The 18157-nt window shown below is 59.2% G+C and carries 16 protein-coding genes and 1 pseudogene; 14 read left to right on the forward strand and 3 right to left on the reverse strand.

Going from position 1 to position 18157, the window contains the following annotated elements:
• Positions 1-235: 235 nt before the first annotated feature.
• The gene (locus LOKVESSMR4R_RS01330) at positions 236-2092 is read right to left on the reverse strand and encodes a sigma 54-interacting transcriptional regulator (protein WP_087205965.1); all 1857 of its coding nucleotides are present in this window, start codon (positions 2090-2092) and stop codon (positions 236-238) included.
• A 212-nt stretch (positions 2093-2304) separates the two neighbouring features.
• On the opposite strand from LOKVESSMR4R_RS01330, the gene LOKVESSMR4R_RS01335 reads away from it, so the two are divergent.
• The 14 genes and pseudogenes from LOKVESSMR4R_RS01335 to LOKVESSMR4R_RS01400 all read left to right on the forward strand — a co-directional run bounded on the left by LOKVESSMR4R_RS01335 (position 2305) and on the right by LOKVESSMR4R_RS01400 (position 15201).
• Complete coding sequence (locus tag LOKVESSMR4R_RS01335; protein ID WP_087212341.1) at positions 2305-3681, forward strand: CmpA/NrtA family ABC transporter substrate-binding protein; 1377 nt, start codon at positions 2305-2307, stop codon at positions 3679-3681.
• Positions 3681-4517, forward strand: a complete 837-nt coding sequence (gene ntrB / locus LOKVESSMR4R_RS01340) for a nitrate ABC transporter permease (protein ID WP_237331873.1) — start codon at positions 3681-3683, stop codon at positions 4515-4517. The genes LOKVESSMR4R_RS01335 and ntrB overlap by 1 nt, the downstream gene beginning before the upstream one ends.
• A gap of 12 nt (positions 4518-4529) precedes the next feature.
• On the forward strand, positions 4530-5441 hold the full coding sequence (locus LOKVESSMR4R_RS01345; protein ID WP_087205966.1) for an ABC transporter ATP-binding protein: 912 nt from the start codon (positions 4530-4532) through the stop codon (positions 5439-5441).
• A gap of 30 nt (positions 5442-5471) precedes the next feature.
• On the forward strand, positions 5472-5945 hold the full coding sequence (gene cynS, locus LOKVESSMR4R_RS01350) for a cyanase (RefSeq protein ID WP_237331874.1): 474 nt from the start codon (positions 5472-5474) through the stop codon (positions 5943-5945).
• Positions 5946-6200: 255 nt separating this feature from the next.
• On the forward strand, positions 6201-7202 hold the full coding sequence (locus tag LOKVESSMR4R_RS01355) for a TAXI family TRAP transporter solute-binding subunit (RefSeq protein ID WP_087205967.1): 1002 nt from the start codon (positions 6201-6203) through the stop codon (positions 7200-7202).
• Positions 7203-7288: 86 nt separating this feature from the next.
• Positions 7289-9334, forward strand: coding sequence for a TRAP transporter permease (locus LOKVESSMR4R_RS01360; RefSeq protein ID WP_087205968.1), 2046 nt, complete (start codon positions 7289-7291; stop codon positions 9332-9334).
• 129 nt (positions 9335-9463) lie between these two features.
• Positions 9464-10153 carry a GntR family transcriptional regulator gene (locus LOKVESSMR4R_RS01365; RefSeq protein WP_087205969.1) on the forward strand — a complete coding sequence of 230 codons (690 nt, stop codon included), beginning with the start codon at positions 9464-9466 and terminating at the stop codon, positions 10151-10153.
• Between the two features lie 18 nt (positions 10154-10171).
• Complete coding sequence (locus LOKVESSMR4R_RS01370) at positions 10172-10999, forward strand: transporter substrate-binding domain-containing protein (RefSeq protein WP_087205970.1); 828 nt, start codon at positions 10172-10174, stop codon at positions 10997-10999.
• Between the two features lie 24 nt (positions 11000-11023).
• A complete protein-coding gene (locus LOKVESSMR4R_RS01375; RefSeq protein WP_087205971.1) occupies positions 11024-11701 on the forward strand; it encodes an amino acid ABC transporter permease in 678 nt (225 codons plus the stop codon).
• Between the two features lies 1 nt (position 11702).
• A complete protein-coding gene (locus LOKVESSMR4R_RS01380) occupies positions 11703-12368 on the forward strand; it encodes an amino acid ABC transporter permease (protein ID WP_087205972.1) in 666 nt (221 codons plus the stop codon).
• A gap of 4 nt (positions 12369-12372) precedes the next feature.
• Positions 12373-13148, forward strand: a pseudogene (locus LOKVESSMR4R_RS01385) (amino acid ABC transporter ATP-binding protein).
• Between the two features lie 11 nt (positions 13149-13159).
• Positions 13160-14074: an aminotransferase class IV gene (locus LOKVESSMR4R_RS01390; RefSeq protein ID WP_087205973.1), complete on the forward strand. Its 915-nt coding sequence runs from the start codon at positions 13160-13162 to the stop codon at positions 14072-14074.
• Between the two features lie 80 nt (positions 14075-14154).
• Positions 14155-14649 carry a L,D-transpeptidase family protein gene (locus tag LOKVESSMR4R_RS01395; RefSeq protein ID WP_087205974.1) on the forward strand — a complete coding sequence of 165 codons (495 nt, stop codon included), beginning with the start codon at positions 14155-14157 and terminating at the stop codon, positions 14647-14649.
• 69 nt (positions 14650-14718) lie between these two features.
• Positions 14719-15201 carry an RNA pyrophosphohydrolase gene (locus tag LOKVESSMR4R_RS01400; RefSeq protein ID WP_087205975.1) on the forward strand — a complete coding sequence of 161 codons (483 nt, stop codon included), beginning with the start codon at positions 14719-14721 and terminating at the stop codon, positions 15199-15201.
• A gap of 79 nt (positions 15202-15280) precedes the next feature.
• Here LOKVESSMR4R_RS01400 and rnr read toward each other — a convergent pair whose 3' ends face one another.
• Positions 15281-17536, reverse strand: coding sequence for a ribonuclease R (gene rnr / locus LOKVESSMR4R_RS01405; protein ID WP_087205976.1), 2256 nt, complete (start codon positions 17534-17536; stop codon positions 15281-15283).
• Between the two features lie 99 nt (positions 17537-17635).
• Entirely contained in the window at positions 17636-18091 is a 456-nt protein-coding gene (locus LOKVESSMR4R_RS01410) for a hypothetical protein (protein WP_087205977.1), read from the reverse strand.
• Positions 18092-18157 lie beyond the last annotated feature (66 nt).

Genomic DNA, 18157 nt, shown 5'->3' on the forward strand with positions numbered 1-18157 from the left:
CTTCACATCATGCTGAGATTTATGTTATATGACAACATTAATGCGGCGGTGGATCACATGTCCCGCCCGCCCTGACACCAAAGACCGGAGTATCCCGCAATGGCTGCGTCAAATCTTGTTCCTGTTACCGTGCTGGCCGTCTGTTGCTGGCAGAGGATGAAGGGCGCGTGATGTGGGCCGATCTGTCTGCGATCTGAACAGCGCTTGCGCCATTGATCACGAATAGCGAAAGGCGCTACTGCCAGTCATCACCGCTGATCTGCATTTTCTTAATTCTTGAATAGAGCGTCGTTGGCTGGATCCCCAGCAATTGCGCCGCGCCATCCTCGCCTGCGACCTTGCCGCTGGTGCGCCGCAGCGCCGAGATCAGGTTATTGCGCTGCGCGGCGGCCATTTGTGCTTCGGACAAGACGGTCAGATCCGGGCCAAGCGCCTGGGGTGGGGCGACAGCCAAGTCGATCTGCAACTTGCCCCCAGTGGATAGAATGCTGCCGCGGTCCATCACGTTTTGCAATTCACGCACATTGCCGGGCCAATCATAGGCGACCAGCTTTTCCATTGACAGCTTGGAGACGACGGGCGGTTTGATGTTCAGCCGCTTGCAGGACAGTTTCAGGAAATGTGTGGCCAGCGCGGGGATATCCTCGCGCCGGTCGCGCAGCGGCAGGCAGGTGATCGGAAAGACGTTGAGAAACATCCATAGTTCCTCGCGAAACCTGCCGCGCCGGGCGAGCGTTTCCAGATTGCGGCGGCTGGCGGCGATGACGCGCAGGTCGATCGCGCGGGCGCGGGAATCGCCAAGCCGGGTGACGCTCTTTTCCTGCAAAGCATGCAAAAGCCGCCCCTGCAGGTTCAGCGGCAATTCATCCACATCATCCAGAAACAATGTGCCGTTATGGGCCAGTTCCAGCACCCCCGGTTTATCGCGCAGCGCCCCCGGAAAGGCGCCGCGGATCTGGCCGAACAATTCGGCCTCGATGGCGTCAGTGGTCATTGCGCTGCATTTGAAATGGATCAACGAGCGCCTGCGCCGCGGGCTGCCCTTGTGAATGGCAGAGGCCACAAGCGCTTTGCCGGTGCCCGCCTCGCCAGAGATAAGAACCGATGCTTCGGTCCCCGCGACAAGGTCGATCTTGCTAAGCAATTGCAGGATCGCGGGTGAACTGCCGATGATTTCGTGATGCGCGCGTTCGGTGGCGATCGTTTCCTGCAGATAGGCGTTTTCCTGTTCCAGCTGGTCGCGCAGGGCCTGCACCTGTTCCATCGCATTGCGCAGCTTGCTTTCGTTTTCCTTGCGTTCGGTGATGTCGCGAAAGATCACCACCGCCCCCGCAAGCACGTTCTGGTCATAGATCGGGGTCGAGACATATTCGACGCGGATCGGCTTGCCATCCTTGCGCCAAAAGACTTCATCCTCGATCCGGTTGACCTGTTCAAAGCGGAATGATTGGTAGATCGGGCAATCATGGGCGGGATAGATTTCGCCGCTCAGATGATGATGGTGGATCATCGAATGGATGTCGCGGCCCAGCAGGTCTTGCGCGCTCCAGCCCAGCATTTCGCGGGCGGCGCGGTTGACGAAGGTGGTCTTGCCATCGGCATTGACGCCATAGATGCCTTCGCCCGCGGCATTCAGGATCAGCTGGTTCTGGCGTTCCAATTCGCTGAAAAACGCCTGCGCACGCTGCCATTCCAGCAGGCCAAGGCGCTGCACCTCGCTGGCCTCGGCGATCTGGTCGTGGCGGGACATCTCATTCAGGTCGATCAGGGTCAGCATGACCATATGCGCGCCCTGACCGATCAGCGTGCCGCGCAATTCGCACGACAAGGGCAATTGGTCACTGTCCTGCAAGGGAATGTCGCGCCGCCATGCGCGATGACGATGCGCCACCTCGTCCAGAAACACGACAAAGCCTGCGAAATTCCCCGCGATATGGGGCGCAAAGCGAAAACCATGGTCTTGTGGTTGGGTGAACAGGCGCATGGCCAGCCGGTTCGCCGCGACCACAACATCGCGTTCGGTATCCAGCACCAAGGCGGCATGCGGCACCGCCTCGAGCAGCGAATCAAGTCCAAGCGTGGGTATATCCATGACCCGGACGATGCCCGCGCTGATATGCGCAGCGCAATACGATATTTCGTAAATTATGAAATATCGTAAGTGGATATCTTGGGATGTGACATTAAATCACTGTTAATAAACATTTTTATAATATGAAAAAACGCAGCGACATATATTTCGCTGCGCTGCGGCACGCGTATCCTTGGCCTCAAGTGACCGAATTCACAAAAAAGAGGGACAGCATGTCGAATAAAAGCCTTGGAAATCCGTTCTCGCACAAGACCGATCTCAGACATGGCGCAGGATGCGGATGTGACAGCTGTGCGGCGGATAAACACGCCTCTGCCGAAGCGCCCACCACAAGCGAGGCCATGCTGGAACGCGCGGTCGAAAGCGCGATTGTCCGGTCCGTGTTCGGACATAACGACATCAGCCGCCGGTCGATGATGGGCATGCTGGGTGGTGGGGCCTTTGCGGCCGCGCTCGCCTCGGTCTTTCCGATGGATCAGGCCAAGGCGATGATCCTTGACGAACTCGGCCCCCCGGAAAAGCCCGATCTGCGGGTGGGTTTCGTGGCCATCACCTGTGCCACGCCGATCATCATGGCCGAACCGATGGGGTTCTACAGCCGCTATGGCCTGAACGTCGAAGTCGTCAAAACCGCTGGCTGGGCCGTGGCGCGCGACATGTCGCTGTCGGGCGAATATGATGCCAGCCATATGCTGACGCCGATGCCTTTGGCGATGACGCTGGGCGCGGGGTCGACGGCGACGCCCTACATCATGCCCGCGGTCGAAAACATCAACGGCCAGGCCATCGTGCTGTCAAACGAACATCTGGACAAGCGCGATCCGCAGCAATGGAAGGGCATGACCTTTGGCGTGCCGTTCGAATATTCCATGCATAACTTTCTGCTGCGCTATTACGTGGCCGAACATGGGCTGGACCCCGATCAGGATATCCAGATCCGCGTGGTGCCGCCGCCTGAAATGGTCGCCAACCTGCGGGCAGGAAATCTGGATGGCTATCTGTCCCCCGACCCGTTCAACCAGCGCGCCGTCTGGGAAGGCATTGGTTTCATCCACATGCTGACCAAGGATATCTGGGAAGGCCATCCTTGCTGCGCCTTCGCCGCGCCGCGCAAGTTTGCAACGGAAATGCCCAATACCTATGGCGCGCTGCTGAAATCCATCATTGACGCGACGCAATATGCCTCGAACCCTGATAATCGTGTCGAGATTTCGGCCGCGATTGCGCCGACCAATTACCTGAACCAGCCTGTCGAGGTGATCCAGCAGGTGCTGACCGGCACCTATGCCGACGGTCTGGGCAATGTGCAGCGCGTGCCTGACCGGATCGATTTCGACCCGTTCCCGTGGCAGTCGATGGGGGTCTGGATTCTGACCCAGATGAAACGCTGGGGCTATATCGAGGGCGATGTCGATTACAAAGCGATTGCCGAACAGGTCTATCTGGCCTCTGACGCGCGCAAGGTGATGACCGACCTGGGCTATGACGCGCCAGAGGTGAATTACAAATCCCACATGATCATGGGCAAAACCTTTGATCCCGACCAACCCGAGGCTTACGTCGACAGCTTCGCGATCAAGCGGGGTTGATGATGCGGACCCTGTCCCTGAATGCGCGCGCCGCGATCCTGTCTGCTGTGCTATTGGTGGTCTTTCTTGGCGCATGGGAGGCATCGGTCACCCGGCAAGTCATGGGCGAGGCCCTGACCGAATATGACATTCTGATGGGGGTCGGCCAGCCGCGCGCTGCCGTGCCGCCGCCCAGCGATGTTCTGGTCAAGGCATGGGAACAGCTTAGCGATCCATTCTATGATGCCGGTCCCAATGATAAAGGGATCGGTATCCAGCTGGCCTATTCGGTCGGTCGCGTGCTGTCGGGGTTCGGGCTGGCCGTGATGGTCGCCCTGCCGCTGGGGTTCCTGATCGGCATGTCGCCTGTCGCCTATAAGGCGCTGAACCCGTTCATTCAGGTGTTACGCCCGATTTCACCCCTGGCATGGATGCCACTGGCTTTGTTCATCATCCAGGATGCCAATGCCAGTGCGGTTTTCGTGATCTTCATCTGTTCGATCTGGCCGATGCTGCTGAACACCGCCTTTGGCGTCGCGGGCGTCCGGCAGGATTGGGTCAATGTCGCGCGCACGCATGAACTGGGCAGCTTGCGCACGGCTTTCACCGTGATCCTGCCAGCCGCAGCACCCACCATCCTGACCGGGATGCGCATTTCCATCGGCATCGCCTGGCTGGTGATCGTCGCGGCCGAGATGCTCGTGGGGGGGACAGGCATTGGCTATTACGTCTGGAACGAATGGAACAACCTCGATCTGACCTCGGTCATCTTTTCGATCCTGATGATCGGGCTTGTGGGCATGTTGCTGGATGCGTTTTTCGCCGCATTGCAACGCGCCGTCACCTATGCCGAATGAAAGGCCGCTATCATGAGCAAACATTTCCTGAGTATCGAACGGCTGACCCAGACCTTCCCCGACGGGGCAGGCGGCACGCTGACAGTGTTTGAAAACGCAAGCTTCGGCATCGACAAGGGCGAATTCGTCTGCATCCTTGGCCATTCGGGCTGCGGCAAATCCACCATCATGAATGTGCTGGCGGGCCTGGCCGAACCCACATCCGGCGTGGTCAAGATGGACGGTTTCGAAGTCGCAGGCCCCAGCCTTGACCGTGGGGTCGTGTTCCAGAACTATTCGCTGCTGCCATGGCTGTCGGCGCTGAAAAACGTGACCTTCGGCGTCAAGGCGCGGTATCGCGACTGGTCGCAGGATAAGGTCGTGGACCATGCCACCAAATATCTGGCCATGGTCGGTCTGGAAGGCGACGTCATCCACCGCAAACCCAGCCAGTTGTCGGGCGGCATGCGCCAGCGCGTGTCCATCGCGCGGGCCTTTGCCAACCAGCCCAAATTGCTGCTGCTGGATGAACCTTTCGGCGCGCTGGATGCCCTGACGCGCGGCACCATTCAGGAAGAATTGCTGAAAGTCTGGAGCCAGACCGAACAGACCGTGTTCATGATCACCCATGACATCGACGAAGCGATCCTGCTGGCCGACCGTATCCTGTTGATGACGAACGGCCCTTTTGCACGCGTCGCGGAATCGGTGGAAATCACCATCCCGCGCCCAAGGGTGCGCACCGATATCGTGAACCACCCCAATTATTACGCGATCCGCAACCATCTGGTGCAGTTCCTTGGCAAGCGATCAAAAGAACTCGCAGGCCAGCAATCAGATGGTGCAACCCAAAGCCCAGCACCCGTGCGCATCGATATGACCCAGCCCGCAGCTGACGCAGATCCAAAACCCGGCCCTTCCCGTCTTCAGGCGGTCAACGGCTGAATCCGCCCAGATTTCAATAAAAGGAAACGCATGATGAAAGACCTGATTACCGCCGCCGAGATGCTGACAAAGGAAGATGTCACCAGCCTGATCCTGCTTGCGAAAAAGCGCAAGAAACTGACCTGGGACGCCATCGCCCAAGGGATCGGCCTGTCGCCGGTGTTCACCCATTCCGCCTGCATGGGCATGAACGCCATGCCCGCTGACAAGGCTGCTGCGCTTGTCGCCTTTCTGGACCTGCCCGCCGAGGCGCAGGACGTGCTGGAGGAATACCCCACCAAGATCTGGGAACAGGCCGTGCCGACGGACCCCTGCATCTATCGCCTGTATGAAATTGTCGGCGTTTACGGCCCGACCATGAAGGCGCTTATTCAAGAAGAATTCGGCAATGGGATCATGTCTGCCATCGACTTTGACATGGTCATCAGCCGCGTCCCCAGCCCCAAAGGCGACCGGGTAAAGGTCGAGATGTCGGGCAAATTCCTCGCCTACGCCAATTGGTGATCATGCGGGGGTCTGGCCCTCTGACACATTTGGGTGGCCAGACCCCGTAATGCTGCCGACGAACGCCGCAACAGCCGCATGTCATCAGACTGGCGGTTGCCGCTCATCCACGCCTCGTCGCGCAAGATAGAGATGAGACTCCCCTTTACACCTTGTCGCGAAAGCCGCAGGCTAGGCCCGCAATGCAAGATGTTGCCAAACGTTCACCAGTCGCTCTTTGCGTTGGATTGGTGAAGAACCACGGGAGCAAAGTGAATGAAATATATCAAAACAGCAGTTTTTTCCACAATGATGGCGGTCGGCATGGCCAGCGCATCTTTCGCGCAGGACTTGGAGTTCTTTACAATCGGCACCGGCGGCACGGCGGCCACCTATTATCCCGTGGGCGGTGTGATCGCCAATGCGATTTCCAACCCACCAGGGTCGCGCGGCTGCGATGAAGGTGGCAGCTGCGGCGTGCCTGGCCTGATCGCCTCGGCCGTGTCGTCGCGCGGATCGGTTGATAACGTCAACGCGATCACATCTGGTTTGCGAAACTCGGGTTTTGCCCAGTCTGACGTGGCGTACTGGGCTTACACAGGCACCGGCACCATGGAAGGTCAGGCGCCAGCGGAAAATCTGCGCGCGATCGCGGCCCTGTTCCCAGAGCATATCCACCTTGTCGTTCTGGCCGATAGCGGCATCGATTCGGTCAATGATCTCGAAGGCAAACGCGTTTCGCTTGATGAGCCCGGATCGGGGACATATGTCGATGCCAACCTGATCCTTGAAGCCTATGGTCTGTCCAACGAAATGGTGACGGCCGAAGCGCTGAAGCCTGATGCAGCCGGTGACGCGCTGCGCAATGGCCAGATCGATGCCTTCTTCTTTGTCGGTGGCTATCCAACCGGTGCGATTGTCGAACTCGCCTCGGCGGTCGATATCAAACTGGTGCCGATTGATGGTGACGGCGCTGCTGGCCTGACCGAGGAATACGGGTTCTTCTCTGTCTCGGACATTCCCGATGGGGCCTATGACGGTGTCGCCGCGACAACAACCGTTGCTGTGGGCGCGCAGTGGATCACCTCTGCCGAGCAGGATGAAGAGCTGATCTATCAGATCACCGCTGCCTTGTGGAATGACAAGACCCGCGTGTTGCTGGATGTTGGCCACGCCAAAGGTGCCTCGATCAACAAGGACACTGCGCTGGACGGTATCGGCATTCCGCTGCACCCCGGTGCCGAACGTTTCTACCGCGAAGCCGGTTTGTTGGACTAAGCTTTCACACATAACGACGGGCGGCCCTGATCATGCGGGGCCGCCTTTTTTTGTGGCGCCCCATTGCCACCACAAGGACAGTCCCGATGAAGACCACAGAACTCACTGCCGCCGAACTGGCCGAGATCGAGCGTAAATATGATCCCGAGACGGCATTTCGCGCGACAGGGTGGTATCTGGGTGTCGTTGTATCGGCTTTGCTTGTGGCAATGTCGGTTTACCATTTCTACGCGTCAGGCTTTGCGCTGATCCCAGAGCTGATGCACCGTGGCATTCACATCTCATTTGTTCTGGGTTTGGTTTTCATCCTCTTTGGCTGGCGTAAAGCGCCGACAACACAGGTGGCCCCAGCGCGCTGGTGGCGCTTTCAGGGCGTGCCTTATCTTGACCTGCTTTGGGCTGTTCTGGCGATATCCGCCGCGATGTATCTGCCGCTGCTGCCGCCGGAAATCGTTGCGCAGCGCGTGGGCAATCCCAACCAGACGGATATTTTCATGGGCACGGCGCTGCTGCTGCTGACGCTCGAGGCTGCGCGGCGCTCTGTCGGGCCGACATTGCCGATTATCGGCATCGTTTTTATCCTGTTTGCGCTTTTCGGCCCCTATGCTCCGGGTGCGTTGAAACATGGCGGCACAAGCTGGCTGGGATTGATCAACCATCTTTATATGACCAATCAGGGCATCTACGGGATCGCCATCGGGGTCATGGCGAAATATGTCTTCTTGTTCATCCTGTTCGGCGTGCTTGCGACCCGCATCGGGTTGGGGCAGCTTTTTATCGACCTCGCGATGGTGATCGCTGGGCGCTATGCGGGCGGCCCTGCAAAAGTGGCCATCTTTTCGTCGGCCTTCATGGGCACGATTTCCGGCTCTTCAATCGCCAACACCGTGACGACAGGCGCTTTGACGATCCCCGCAATGAAGAAAGTCGGCTATTCGGGCCGTTTCTCTGCCGCGGTAGAGGCCACCTCGTCAACAGGTGGGCAGATTACGCCGCCGATCCTTGGGGCGGCGGCGTTTATCATGGTCGAATATCTGGAAATCCCGCTGCGCGACATTCTGGCCGCGGCACTGTTTCCGGCGCTGCTGCATTATTTCGGCATTTTCATCATGGTGCATCTCGAGGCAAAGCGGCTTGGTCTGCGTGGCCTGACTGCCGAGGAAATGCCCAAGCTGGGGCTGGTTCTGAAACAGCATTGGCTGTCTGTCATCCCGCTGATCATTCTGGTTTACATGATCCTTGCCGGGCGGACGCCCGATTATGCCGCTGTCTATGGCATCATCGCTTGTGTCGTGGTCGGTGTGTTGAACCCGGTCAACCGGCTGACCCTGTTGGATTTTTGGAATGCGCTGGCTGACGGTGCCAAAAACACGCTTGCGGTCGGGGCTGCGGCCGCCACCGTGGGGATCGTGGTCGGTGTTGTGACATTGACCGGCGTTGGCTTTCGGCTTGGCTATGTGGTGGTGCAGACAGCGTCAGATATGGGCGCTTTCATCGGGCAGATCTGGCCGTTCTCGATTGCGACCGTCGCGCAATGGTCGCTGTTTTTGTCACTGGTCCTGATCGCTGTGGCCTGCATCATCATGGGGGCAGGGATCCCGACGACAGCCACCTATATCATCCTTGTGGCCGTCGCGGCACCTGCACTGGCCGTGCAGAATATCGAACCCATCGTGGCGCATTTCTTTGTCTTCTATTACGGGGTGTTGGCGGATATCACGCCGCCTGTCGCGCTTGCCGCTTATGCGGCCGCAGGCATCGCGGGGTCCAATCCGTTCCAGACCGGAAATACCGCCTTCCGTTTGGGTATCGCCAAGGCGCTGGTGCCTTTTGTCTTTGTCTATTCGCCAGCCTTGTTGCTGGTGGCTGACGGCTTTACCTGGTCCGCCTTCACCATCACGCTGATCGGCGCGATGCTGGGCATTGCAAGCCTGGGCGTAGCCTTTTCCGGCTATCTGTTGACCACCTTGCGTCTATGGGAACGGTGGTGGGTCGCTGTCGTGTCATTGCTGTTCATTGCGCCGGGCATTTTGACGATGGGCCTGGGGATCGCGTTGATGTTGCCGATCCTCTTGCTGCAAGTCAGCCGCGCAAAGGCGGTGCCGCAAGCCAAAGTGCAAAATACCGACTGAAAGAAATCCAAGGCGTCACCACCGCCAAGATGAACGGCCAGGGCCGCCGCCTGTGACCATTGCCAAAGATTGTTGACAATCGACAATTTTAGCGCAGTGTAGATTTCAGACAGAAGGAGTGGTGCTCAAATGGTCTCGTCACCGGTCAAGCGCGAAACGATGAGCGCGCAGATTTCCGTGCTGTTGCGACGCGCGATCCTGACAGGTGAACTTGGTCCCGGCGAACCTGTCGTGGAAAGCGCGCTTGCCTTGCGTCTTGGCGCCAGCAGGGGGCCGCTGCGCGAAGCCATGCGCCAGCTGATTGACGAAGGCTTGCTGGTCAACGTGCCCTATACCGGGACCCGCGTTGTCGATATTTCAGTGCAGGACGTGAATGACATTTACGCCATGCGCACCTGTCTGGAACAATTCGCCTTCGCGCAGATCTGGGACCGGCGCAGCGACGCATTCAAGGCCGAATTGATCGCGTTGAACCGCGCGCTGAAATCCGCAATCGACCGGCAGGATCATGTTGCAGCCATCGAGGCCGAGCTTGATCTGCACGGGCTTGCCTATGCTTATGCGGGCAACCGGCTGCTGCTGAATAGCTGGACGGGACTTCGCGGGCATCTGCAGATGTATTGGGCCGCGCATCACAATGCGCATGGCACGACCGGCCCCAAGCGCGAAAGCCATGATGATTATGTAAAACATGCTTTGGGCGACAGTCTGGCGGCGATGCAGCAGGAATTGAGCGCACATATGCGCCGCGGGCTGGAGACCACGAAAGCCTTTGTGGAAAGCCGCAAAGAGAGTCTGAAAGACAATGGACCATCATAAACCAGCAAGGAGAAAACGATGCAAAGACGGATGATATTCAGCGCTGCGATTGCAGCCGTTACGCTAGGCTTTGGCACGCTTGCCCAGGCCCAAGACAGCACGATGGATCAGGTGCGCGACAGCGGTGTTCTGCGGGTTGGCGTGACCCAGGCGCCGCCTTGGTACGCCAAGGATATCACCAGCGGCGAATGGACCGGCGGGCTTGGCGTGTCCATGGGCAAGGCGATGGCAGAAACCTTGGGCGTCACCTTCGAACCCGTCGAGGTCACATGGGGCACTGCCGTTGCGGCCTTGCAGGCAGACCGGATCGACATGATGTTCGTGCTTGATGCAACGGATGAGCGCAAAGCAGCTGTCAACTTTCCCGACACACCGCTGCTTTATTATTCGCTTGCCGTTCTGGCCCGTGATGACCTTGAGATCACCAATTGGAGCGATCTGAACTCCCCTGAGATCAGCATCTCTGTTCCGCAGGCCACAAGCATGGATGCCTTTCTGACCGAAAATGCACCGGATGCCGACATTCAGCGTTTTCCCGGTAATGCCGAGGCCATCGCCGCCTTTCAGGCGGGGCGTGTCGATGCGGTGACGCTGTTCCATCCGCCATTGATTGCTGCACGTCAAAAGCTGGGCGCAGGTCAAATCATCGTGCCGCAGCCGGTTGAATCGCGCCCCTCTTCTGTGGCTGTTCGTCAAGAAAGCGACACCACTTTCGTGGATTGGGTCGATGAACAGATCGACGGCTATTACAAATCGGGTCAGACCCAGGTCTGGTACGAAGAATTCCTCAGCGACTTTGGTCTCGATCCGTCCACCGTTCCCGCCATCATCCGCGAACGGCTCTGATCACAGTGGCAGGGCAAACCAGAGATGTATGAATGGGACTTCACTGTCGTCATCGAGAACGCTGATCTGTTATGGCAGGGGCTTCTCGGGACGTTGAAGATCACGGGCACAGCGCTGGCCTTCGGGCTGCCGCTGGGTCTGGCGCTTGCGCTGTCACGCCTGTCACCGCGCAAGTGGCTGGCCTGGCCCGCGGGCTTTGTGATCGAATTCTTTCGCACGACACCCCCGCTGGTACAATTGTTCTGGTTCTTTTTTGCCCTGCCGATCCTGATGGATATTCGCATGACGCCCTATCTTGCGGCGGCGATCACTTTCTCGATCCAGTCCTCTGCCTTCTTCGCCGAAGTGTTCCGCGCCGGGATTGTGTCTATCGAACGCGGTCAATGGGAAGCGGCCCGCGCGATTGGTATGGAACGCCCGCAGGCCATGCGCCGCATTATCCTGCCGCAAGCAATCAAACGCATGATTCCCGCCTTCACCGAGCGGTCAATCGAGCTGATGAAGACCACAACGCTGGTGGCGACAGTATCTTATGCGGATCTGCTGTATCAGGCCAACGAATTGGCGCAGAAATCCTTTCGCCCGATCGAGGTTTTGACGGCAACCGCATTGATCTATTTCGTCGTGATCTTCGGGGCGAGCCTGTGCGTCCAAGCCGTCGAACGCAAACTGGCGATCAGCGGCGACAGCACGGTGCGCTGATATGGACTATATCTGGGATTTTGGATCGGTCTGGGACTATCGCGCGGCCCTTTGGGTCGGGCTGGTGAATACGCTGCGCATTTTCGCCATTTGTCTGGTCGCGGGGCTGTCCTTGGGCCTTGCGATTGGTTTGGCGCGCTATTCCACACGGCGCTGGCTGCGCTGGCCCGCCGCCTGTTTCATCGAATTCTTCCGCAACACGCCGGTTCTGGTGCAGATCTTTTGGTTCTACTTCGCATTCCCAATCCTTGCGCCCTTTGAGATATCGGCGCTGATGGCCGCAGCCCTTGGTATCACGCTGAACTCTGCCGCATTTTCTGCCGAGATTTTTCGCGGCGGCATACAGACAATCGACCCCGGCCAATGGGAGGCAGGGCGCGCCATCGGGATGCGCTATCGCGACATCATGGCCCGCATCATCCTGCCGCAAGCCGTGCGCCGGATGCTGCCTGCGCTGACCAATCGGGGCATCGAAATCTTCAAGATGACAACGCTCGCCTCTGCCATCGCCTATGCCGATGTTTTGCATCAGGCGCGGTTGATCGCTTCGGTCAATTTCAACCCGATCGAGGCCTATACCGTCGTCGCGCTGGCGTTTTTCGTGATCCTCTACCCGATTGTGCGCGCCACCTATGTGCTTGAACGGCGTCTGGCCAAAGGAGACTGACAGCATGACCCAGCAGCCGATCCTCAAGATACGGGGGCTACACAAGTCCTTTGGCGACAACCATGTGCTGCGCGGCATTGATCTGGATGTCAATCAGGGCGATTGCATTGCGATTCTAGGGGCGTCCGGCTCTGGCAAAAGCACGTTTCTGCGCTGTTTGAACTTCATGGAAATCCCCTCGGACGGCGAGATTACCCATGCCGGCAAAACCATCGGCACGATGCGCGCGGGCAAATCCCGCATCTATCCGGAAAGCGAATTGACCAAGCTGCGCCAAAAGGTCGGGATGGTCTTTCAGCAGTTCAACCTGTTCCCCCATATGAATGTTTTGGGCAACATCACCGAAGGCTTGCGGATCGTGCAGCGCATGGACAAGACCAGCGCCGAGGCCCGTGCTTATAACGAGCTGACCCGCGTGGGCCTGGCCGAAAAGGCACAAGAATATCCCTCGCGCCTGTCGGGCGGTCAAAAGCAACGCGTCGCCATTGCCCGTGCGCTGGCCCTCGCGCCGGATCTGATGCTTTTTGACGAACCGACATCGGCGCTTGACCCGGAACTGGTCGGCGAGGTTCTCAACGTCATTCGCGGCATTGCTGATGAAGGGCGCACCATGTTGCTGGTCACCCACGAGGTGGGGTTTGCCTATCACGTCGCCAACCGGGTCATCTTTATGGCCGAGGGCCTTATCCAGGAAGAGGGCCCCCCGAGCAGGTTTTGAAAAACCCGCAGAACCCCAAGACCCAGGCGTTTCTCGCACGCCACAAGCAATTCGCATTCTAGGCAGGACCAACATGACCAACACATCCCAGGAAAGCGCCCAAAGCTACGCGCCCGACGCCCGCAACGACAGCGTCGAAGTCTATGTGAACGGGTCGTTTTTTGCCCGCGACAAGGCCATGGTGCCTGTCTTTGATAGTGGCTTCGTGCTCGGCGATGGCGTGTGGGAAGGGATGCGCCTGGTCAAAGGACAGCTTGTGGCCATCGATGATCACATGGCCCGCCTCTATGAGGGCGCGAATGCAATCCAGCTGGATATCGGGATGCAACCCGACGCCCTTGTCGGCGAGATTTGGAAGACGTTGCACCATAACAACATGCAGGACGGGGTGCATATCCGCCTGATGATCTCGCGGGGGCTGAAATCGACGCCAAATCAGGACCCCCGCTTTATCATCGGTTCCGCGACCATCGTGATCGTTGCCGAATATAAACGCCCCAATGCCGCCCTCAAGGCGGTTGGCCTCAAGCTGATGACCTCGACCACGCGCTGCTCTACGCCGGATGTCTTTGATCTGCGGCTGAATTCCCATTCGCGGCTGAACTTTATCCAGGCCCTGTTGCAGGCGATCAATATGGGCGCAGATGAAGCATTGATGCTTGATGACCGCGGCTTTGTGGCCAGCTGCAATTCGACCAACTTTTTTATCGTCCGTGGCCAGGAATTATGGACATCGACAGGCAGTACCTGTTTCAACGGGATCACACGGTCAAAGGTGATCAAGCTTTGGCGCGATGCCGGAAAACCGGTGTTCGAAAAAGACTATACACTTGCCGAAACCTATGCCGCCGACGAAGCCTTCGTGACAGGAACTTTGGGGGGGATCACGCCTGTCTCTCGCATTGATGGGCGCAAGATTGGTCAGGGGCAGCCGGGGCCGGTCACGTCCGAAATCTCGGACCTCTATCGCAGGTCTATTGGCGAATGACGCCATAGACGCCGCGCTGGCAAGCTGACCTTGGCATATTCCTGCTGACACAAGCAGCACGGCCCGCTATCCCTGCGCCCATGAAGCCCACCGACCTTGTCCTGACCCCCAGCCATCTGCGTTTTCTCAACCGGCGCTTTCCCTGCACCATCGGGCGGGGCGGGCTTGCCAAGCGCAAGAAAGAAGGCGACGGGGCCACGCCCCTTGGCACGCACCGGCTGGTGGGGATGCTCTACCGTCCCGACCGGATGGCGCGGCCTGCCGATTGGGCGCTGCCGATCAAGCCCGGTGATCTGTGGTCTGACGATATCCGCGACCCCGATTACAATATGATGTTGCGCGCGCCGCACCCCTTTCGCCACGAACGCCTGCGCCGGGCCGATCCGATGTATGATCTGATCATCCTGACCGACTGGAACTGGCCCTATGCGGTCAAGGGGCGCGGATCGGCCATTTTCATCCATCAATGGCGGGGCAAGGGGCGGCCCACGGCGGGCTGCATCGGGCTTGACCGGCATCACCTGCGCTGGATCGCCGCGCGTATCCGGCACGAAACACGGCTTGTTATCGCATAACCGCTGGACCTTATGGCTATCTCTTGATCAAAGAAACAGGAGCAGCCCGTGACACATCAAGGCCCTTTCATGACCATCGACGAAATCGCCAATCTTCCCTACCGGCCCTGCGTCGGGATCATGCTGATCAATCCGCGCGGCCATGTCTTTGTTGGCCAGCGCCTTGATCGTGATAGCGATGCCTGGCAAATGCCCCAAGGCGGCGTCGATCCGGGCGAAAACACCCGCAGCGCCGCCCTGCGCGAGCTCGAGGAAGAAACCGGCATTCCCCCCAATCTGGTCAGCATAGAGACCGAAACCACCGGGCTGATCCCCTATGATCTGCCGGTCGAACTGGTGCCCCATATCTGGAAAGGGCGCTATCGCGGGCAGGAACAGAAATGGTTCCTGATGCGGTTCCACGGGCAGGACAGCCAGATCAATCTGCAAACCGCCCATCCCGAATTTTCTGCCTGGAAATGGGTGCCACCCGCCGATCTGGTCGCGGGAATCGTGCCGTTCAAACGGGCGGTCTATGAACGGGTCCTCGCGGAATTCGCATCCCATCTTTGACCCGGCCGCCGCCCTGATGGCGGCGCCGGGCTTGATCATCTTCCGAGCCCAAATATCCCCGCCGGAGGCATAAAAGTCCTTATTTGCGGCTGCGCTTGACCTTGCGGGCGATCTTGGCGGCCTTCGCCTTGGTGCCCGCCTGTTTGCGGCGGGCAGGCTTGCCACGGGTCAGGCCTGGGCCGCGCGGCATGTCGCGCTCATCCAGCGTCAGCAATTCCACGATCAGACCGCCGGTCACGGGGGCGGCCTCGATCAGTTTCACCGTCACCCGCTGACCCAGCCGGATCAGAATGCCGCTATCCGACCCCATCAGCGTCTGGCTGTCGGGATCGTAATGGAAATATTCGCGCCCCAGACTGCGGATCGGGATCATGCCATCGGCACCGGTCTCATCCAGTTTCACAAAGACACCGAATTTTGCGATCCCGCTGATCCGCCCGCCCATTTCCACCCCGATCCGGTCGGACAGAAAGGCCGCCAGATAACGGTCGGTGGTGTCACGTTCGGCCGCCATCGACCGGCGTTCGGTATCGGAAATCTTTTGCGCGGTATCGCCCAGGTTCTCGACATCCCAGGGCGACAGCCCGTCCTGGCCCCAGCTATGGGCGGCCACCAGCGCGCGGTGCACGATCAGATCGGCATAGCGGCGGATGGGCGAGGTGAAATGCGCATAAGACCGCAACGCCAGCCCGAAATGGCCGAAATTGTCGGGGCTGTAATAGGCCTGCGTCATCGACCGCAGCGTCGCCATATTGATCAACTCGGCTTGCTCGGTCTCGCGCGCGGCTAGCAACAGCCGGTTCAGATGCGCGGTTTTCAACACCTGCCCCTTGGCCAGCACCAACCCCGAGGCTTGCACAACCTCGCGCAAGGCATCCAGCTTGTCGGGGTTCGGTTCTTCATGGACGCGGAACAGCAGCGGAGATTTCCTGTCGATCAGCGTCTCGGCGGCGGCGACATTGGCCAGCACCATGAATTCCTCGATCAGCCGGTGCGCGTCCAGCCGTTCCTTGAACTGCACCGAGGTCACCTTGCCCGCATCATCCAGCACGATCTGGCGTTCGGGCAGGTCCAGCTCCAGCGGCTGGCGCTGGGCGCGCGCTTTGACCAGCGCGGCATAGGCGGCATAGATCGGCTGGATGATATCCGTCAGCAGCGGTGCCGTCTTGTCATTCGGCTGGCCGTCGATTGCATCCTGCACTTCTTCATAATTGAGCGAGGCCACCGATTTCATCAGCCCACGATGGAATTCATGCCCGATCTTCTGTCCATGCGCGTCGATCCGCATGGCCACAGCGATACAGGCCCGGTCCACACCTTCGTGCAAAGAACATAGATCACCCGACAACCGGTCCGGCAGCATCGGCACCACGCGGTCGGGGAAATAGGTGGAATTGCCACGCTTGCGCGCCTCATGGTCCAGCGCGGTATTGGGCCTGACATAGGCGGCCACATCGGCGATGGCGACCCAGATGATGAACCCACCGGCATTCTTGGGGTCGGGGTCCGGTGCGACATAGCAGGCATCGTCATGGTCGCGCGCATCCCAGGGATCGATGGTGATCAAGGGCAGATCGCGCAGGTCCTTGCGGCCTTTGATGCCCATTGGCTTGGCGGCATCGGCCTCGGCCACGGCATCATCGGGGAAATGGTCGGGGATGCCATGCTGGTGGATCGCGATCAACGACACGGCACGCGGGGCAGTGGGATCACCCAGCCGCGCTACAATACGGGCTTTGGGCAGGCCAAGGCGGCCTTTGGGACCGGCCTGTTCGGCCTCGACCAGCTCGCCGTCCTTGGCGCCACCCGTGGCACCGGCGGCGACGACCCATTGTCTATCCGCACCCTTGTCGATGGGCAGTACGCGCCCGCCTTCGGAGCCTGCACGAAACACGCCCAGGATACGCATCGGATTGGCCCCGATCCGGCGGATCATGCGCGCGGTATGGGTGTGATCCTCGGTCTTGTCGACCGTCAGCCGCCCCAATATCCGGTCGCCCGCGCCCAAGGCCGGATCGCTGGAGCGCAGCATCATCAAGACACGCGGTTCCGGCCCTTGGCCTGTCCATTCCAGCGGGCGGGCAAAGAGATCGCCATCCGCATCGGGTGCCATGATTTCCAGCACGGCCACAGGCGGCAGGTCTTCGACATCGCGGTAAGAGGACCGGCGCTTGGTCAGCTTGCCCGCCTCTTCCAATTCCTTGAGAACGCGCTTGAGGTCGATCCGCGCCGCGCCCTTGATCCCGAACGCGCGCGCGATGTCACGCTTGGCGGTCTGGGTCGGGTTATCGGCGATGAAGGCGAGGATTTCGGATTTCGAGGGGATCTGTGTCATCTCGCTGCCCTAGCATGGCGCAGGCAGGGCGTCATCACATTTACCTGTAAGGTGGATTCAAATCCACCTTACGCGGTATTGCGCATGACCAACGGCCTGTTACTTACGCGAAGTGCGGGGCATGTTACGCAACAGATACATGCCTGTTTCCACCGGGTCTGTCGTCCGTGACACGAAGGACAGCTTGTCAACAATACATCCGGTCGGTTCGACAAGGCGCGATGCATCACGTCGCCACCACCCCTGCTCTTGCGGGTTGTTGAAATAAAGATGGTTCGCAATCACATATCGCTCATCCAGAAGCGTCTGTGCCTGCGCCACCCGGGCCAGCGCATTGTCTGCAAGACAGGTCATTTCATAGGTCACATCAAGAATAGCGGCACTCCGCCCCGCTGGGGTCGTGTTATAGGACCCGCTCACCCCCCGCAGAAAGCTGTCGTCCGTAAACGAAAACGCGACGGTTGCAGCGCCTTCGGGCAAAGCGGGTTCTTCAACCGCAGGTCCGGTGCAGGCTGTCAGGCCAAGAGCAGCGGCGAATACCAGATAGAATTTCATTCTATGCCTGCTTGATAGGGATGTCCGCTGAAAGCTTGCTGTGACATCCCCCGCTGGGCAATATGT

This window comes from Yoonia vestfoldensis (genome assembly GCF_002158905.1).
Lineage (GTDB): Bacteria > Pseudomonadota > Alphaproteobacteria > Rhodobacterales > Rhodobacteraceae > Yoonia > Yoonia vestfoldensis_B.

Excerpts from the sequence above, each read along its gene's own strand:
- LOKVESSMR4R_RS01330 (WP_087205965.1), bottom strand. The coding sequence starts at position 2,092 with ATGGATATACCCACGCTTGGACTTGATTCGCTGCTCGAGGCGGTGCCG.
- LOKVESSMR4R_RS01335 (WP_087212341.1), top strand. The coding sequence starts at position 2,305 with ATGTCGAATAAAAGCCTTGGAAATCCGTTCTCGCACAAGACCGATCTC.
- ntrB (WP_237331873.1), top strand. The coding sequence starts at position 3,681 with ATGATGCGGACCCTGTCCCTGAATGCGCGCGCCGCGATCCTGTCTGCT.
- LOKVESSMR4R_RS01345 (WP_087205966.1), top strand. The coding sequence starts at position 4,530 with ATGAGCAAACATTTCCTGAGTATCGAACGGCTGACCCAGACCTTCCCC.
- cynS (WP_237331874.1), top strand. The coding sequence starts at position 5,472 with ATGATGAAAGACCTGATTACCGCCGCCGAGATGCTGACAAAGGAAGAT.
- LOKVESSMR4R_RS01355 (WP_087205967.1), top strand. The coding sequence starts at position 6,201 with ATGAAATATATCAAAACAGCAGTTTTTTCCACAATGATGGCGGTCGGC.
- LOKVESSMR4R_RS01360 (WP_087205968.1), top strand. The coding sequence starts at position 7,289 with ATGAAGACCACAGAACTCACTGCCGCCGAACTGGCCGAGATCGAGCGT.
- LOKVESSMR4R_RS01365 (WP_087205969.1), top strand. The coding sequence starts at position 9,464 with ATGGTCTCGTCACCGGTCAAGCGCGAAACGATGAGCGCGCAGATTTCC.
- LOKVESSMR4R_RS01370 (WP_087205970.1), top strand. The coding sequence starts at position 10,172 with ATGCAAAGACGGATGATATTCAGCGCTGCGATTGCAGCCGTTACGCTA.
- LOKVESSMR4R_RS01375 (WP_087205971.1), top strand. The coding sequence starts at position 11,024 with ATGTATGAATGGGACTTCACTGTCGTCATCGAGAACGCTGATCTGTTA.
- LOKVESSMR4R_RS01380 (WP_087205972.1), top strand. The coding sequence starts at position 11,703 with ATGGACTATATCTGGGATTTTGGATCGGTCTGGGACTATCGCGCGGCC.
- LOKVESSMR4R_RS01390 (WP_087205973.1), top strand. The coding sequence starts at position 13,160 with ATGACCAACACATCCCAGGAAAGCGCCCAAAGCTACGCGCCCGACGCC.
- LOKVESSMR4R_RS01395 (WP_087205974.1), top strand. The coding sequence starts at position 14,155 with ATGAAGCCCACCGACCTTGTCCTGACCCCCAGCCATCTGCGTTTTCTC.
- LOKVESSMR4R_RS01400 (WP_087205975.1), top strand. The coding sequence starts at position 14,719 with ATGACCATCGACGAAATCGCCAATCTTCCCTACCGGCCCTGCGTCGGG.
- rnr (WP_087205976.1), bottom strand. The coding sequence starts at position 17,536 with ATGACACAGATCCCCTCGAAATCCGAAATCCTCGCCTTCATCGCCGAT.
- LOKVESSMR4R_RS01410 (WP_087205977.1), bottom strand. The coding sequence starts at position 18,091 with ATGAAATTCTATCTGGTATTCGCCGCTGCTCTTGGCCTGACAGCCTGC.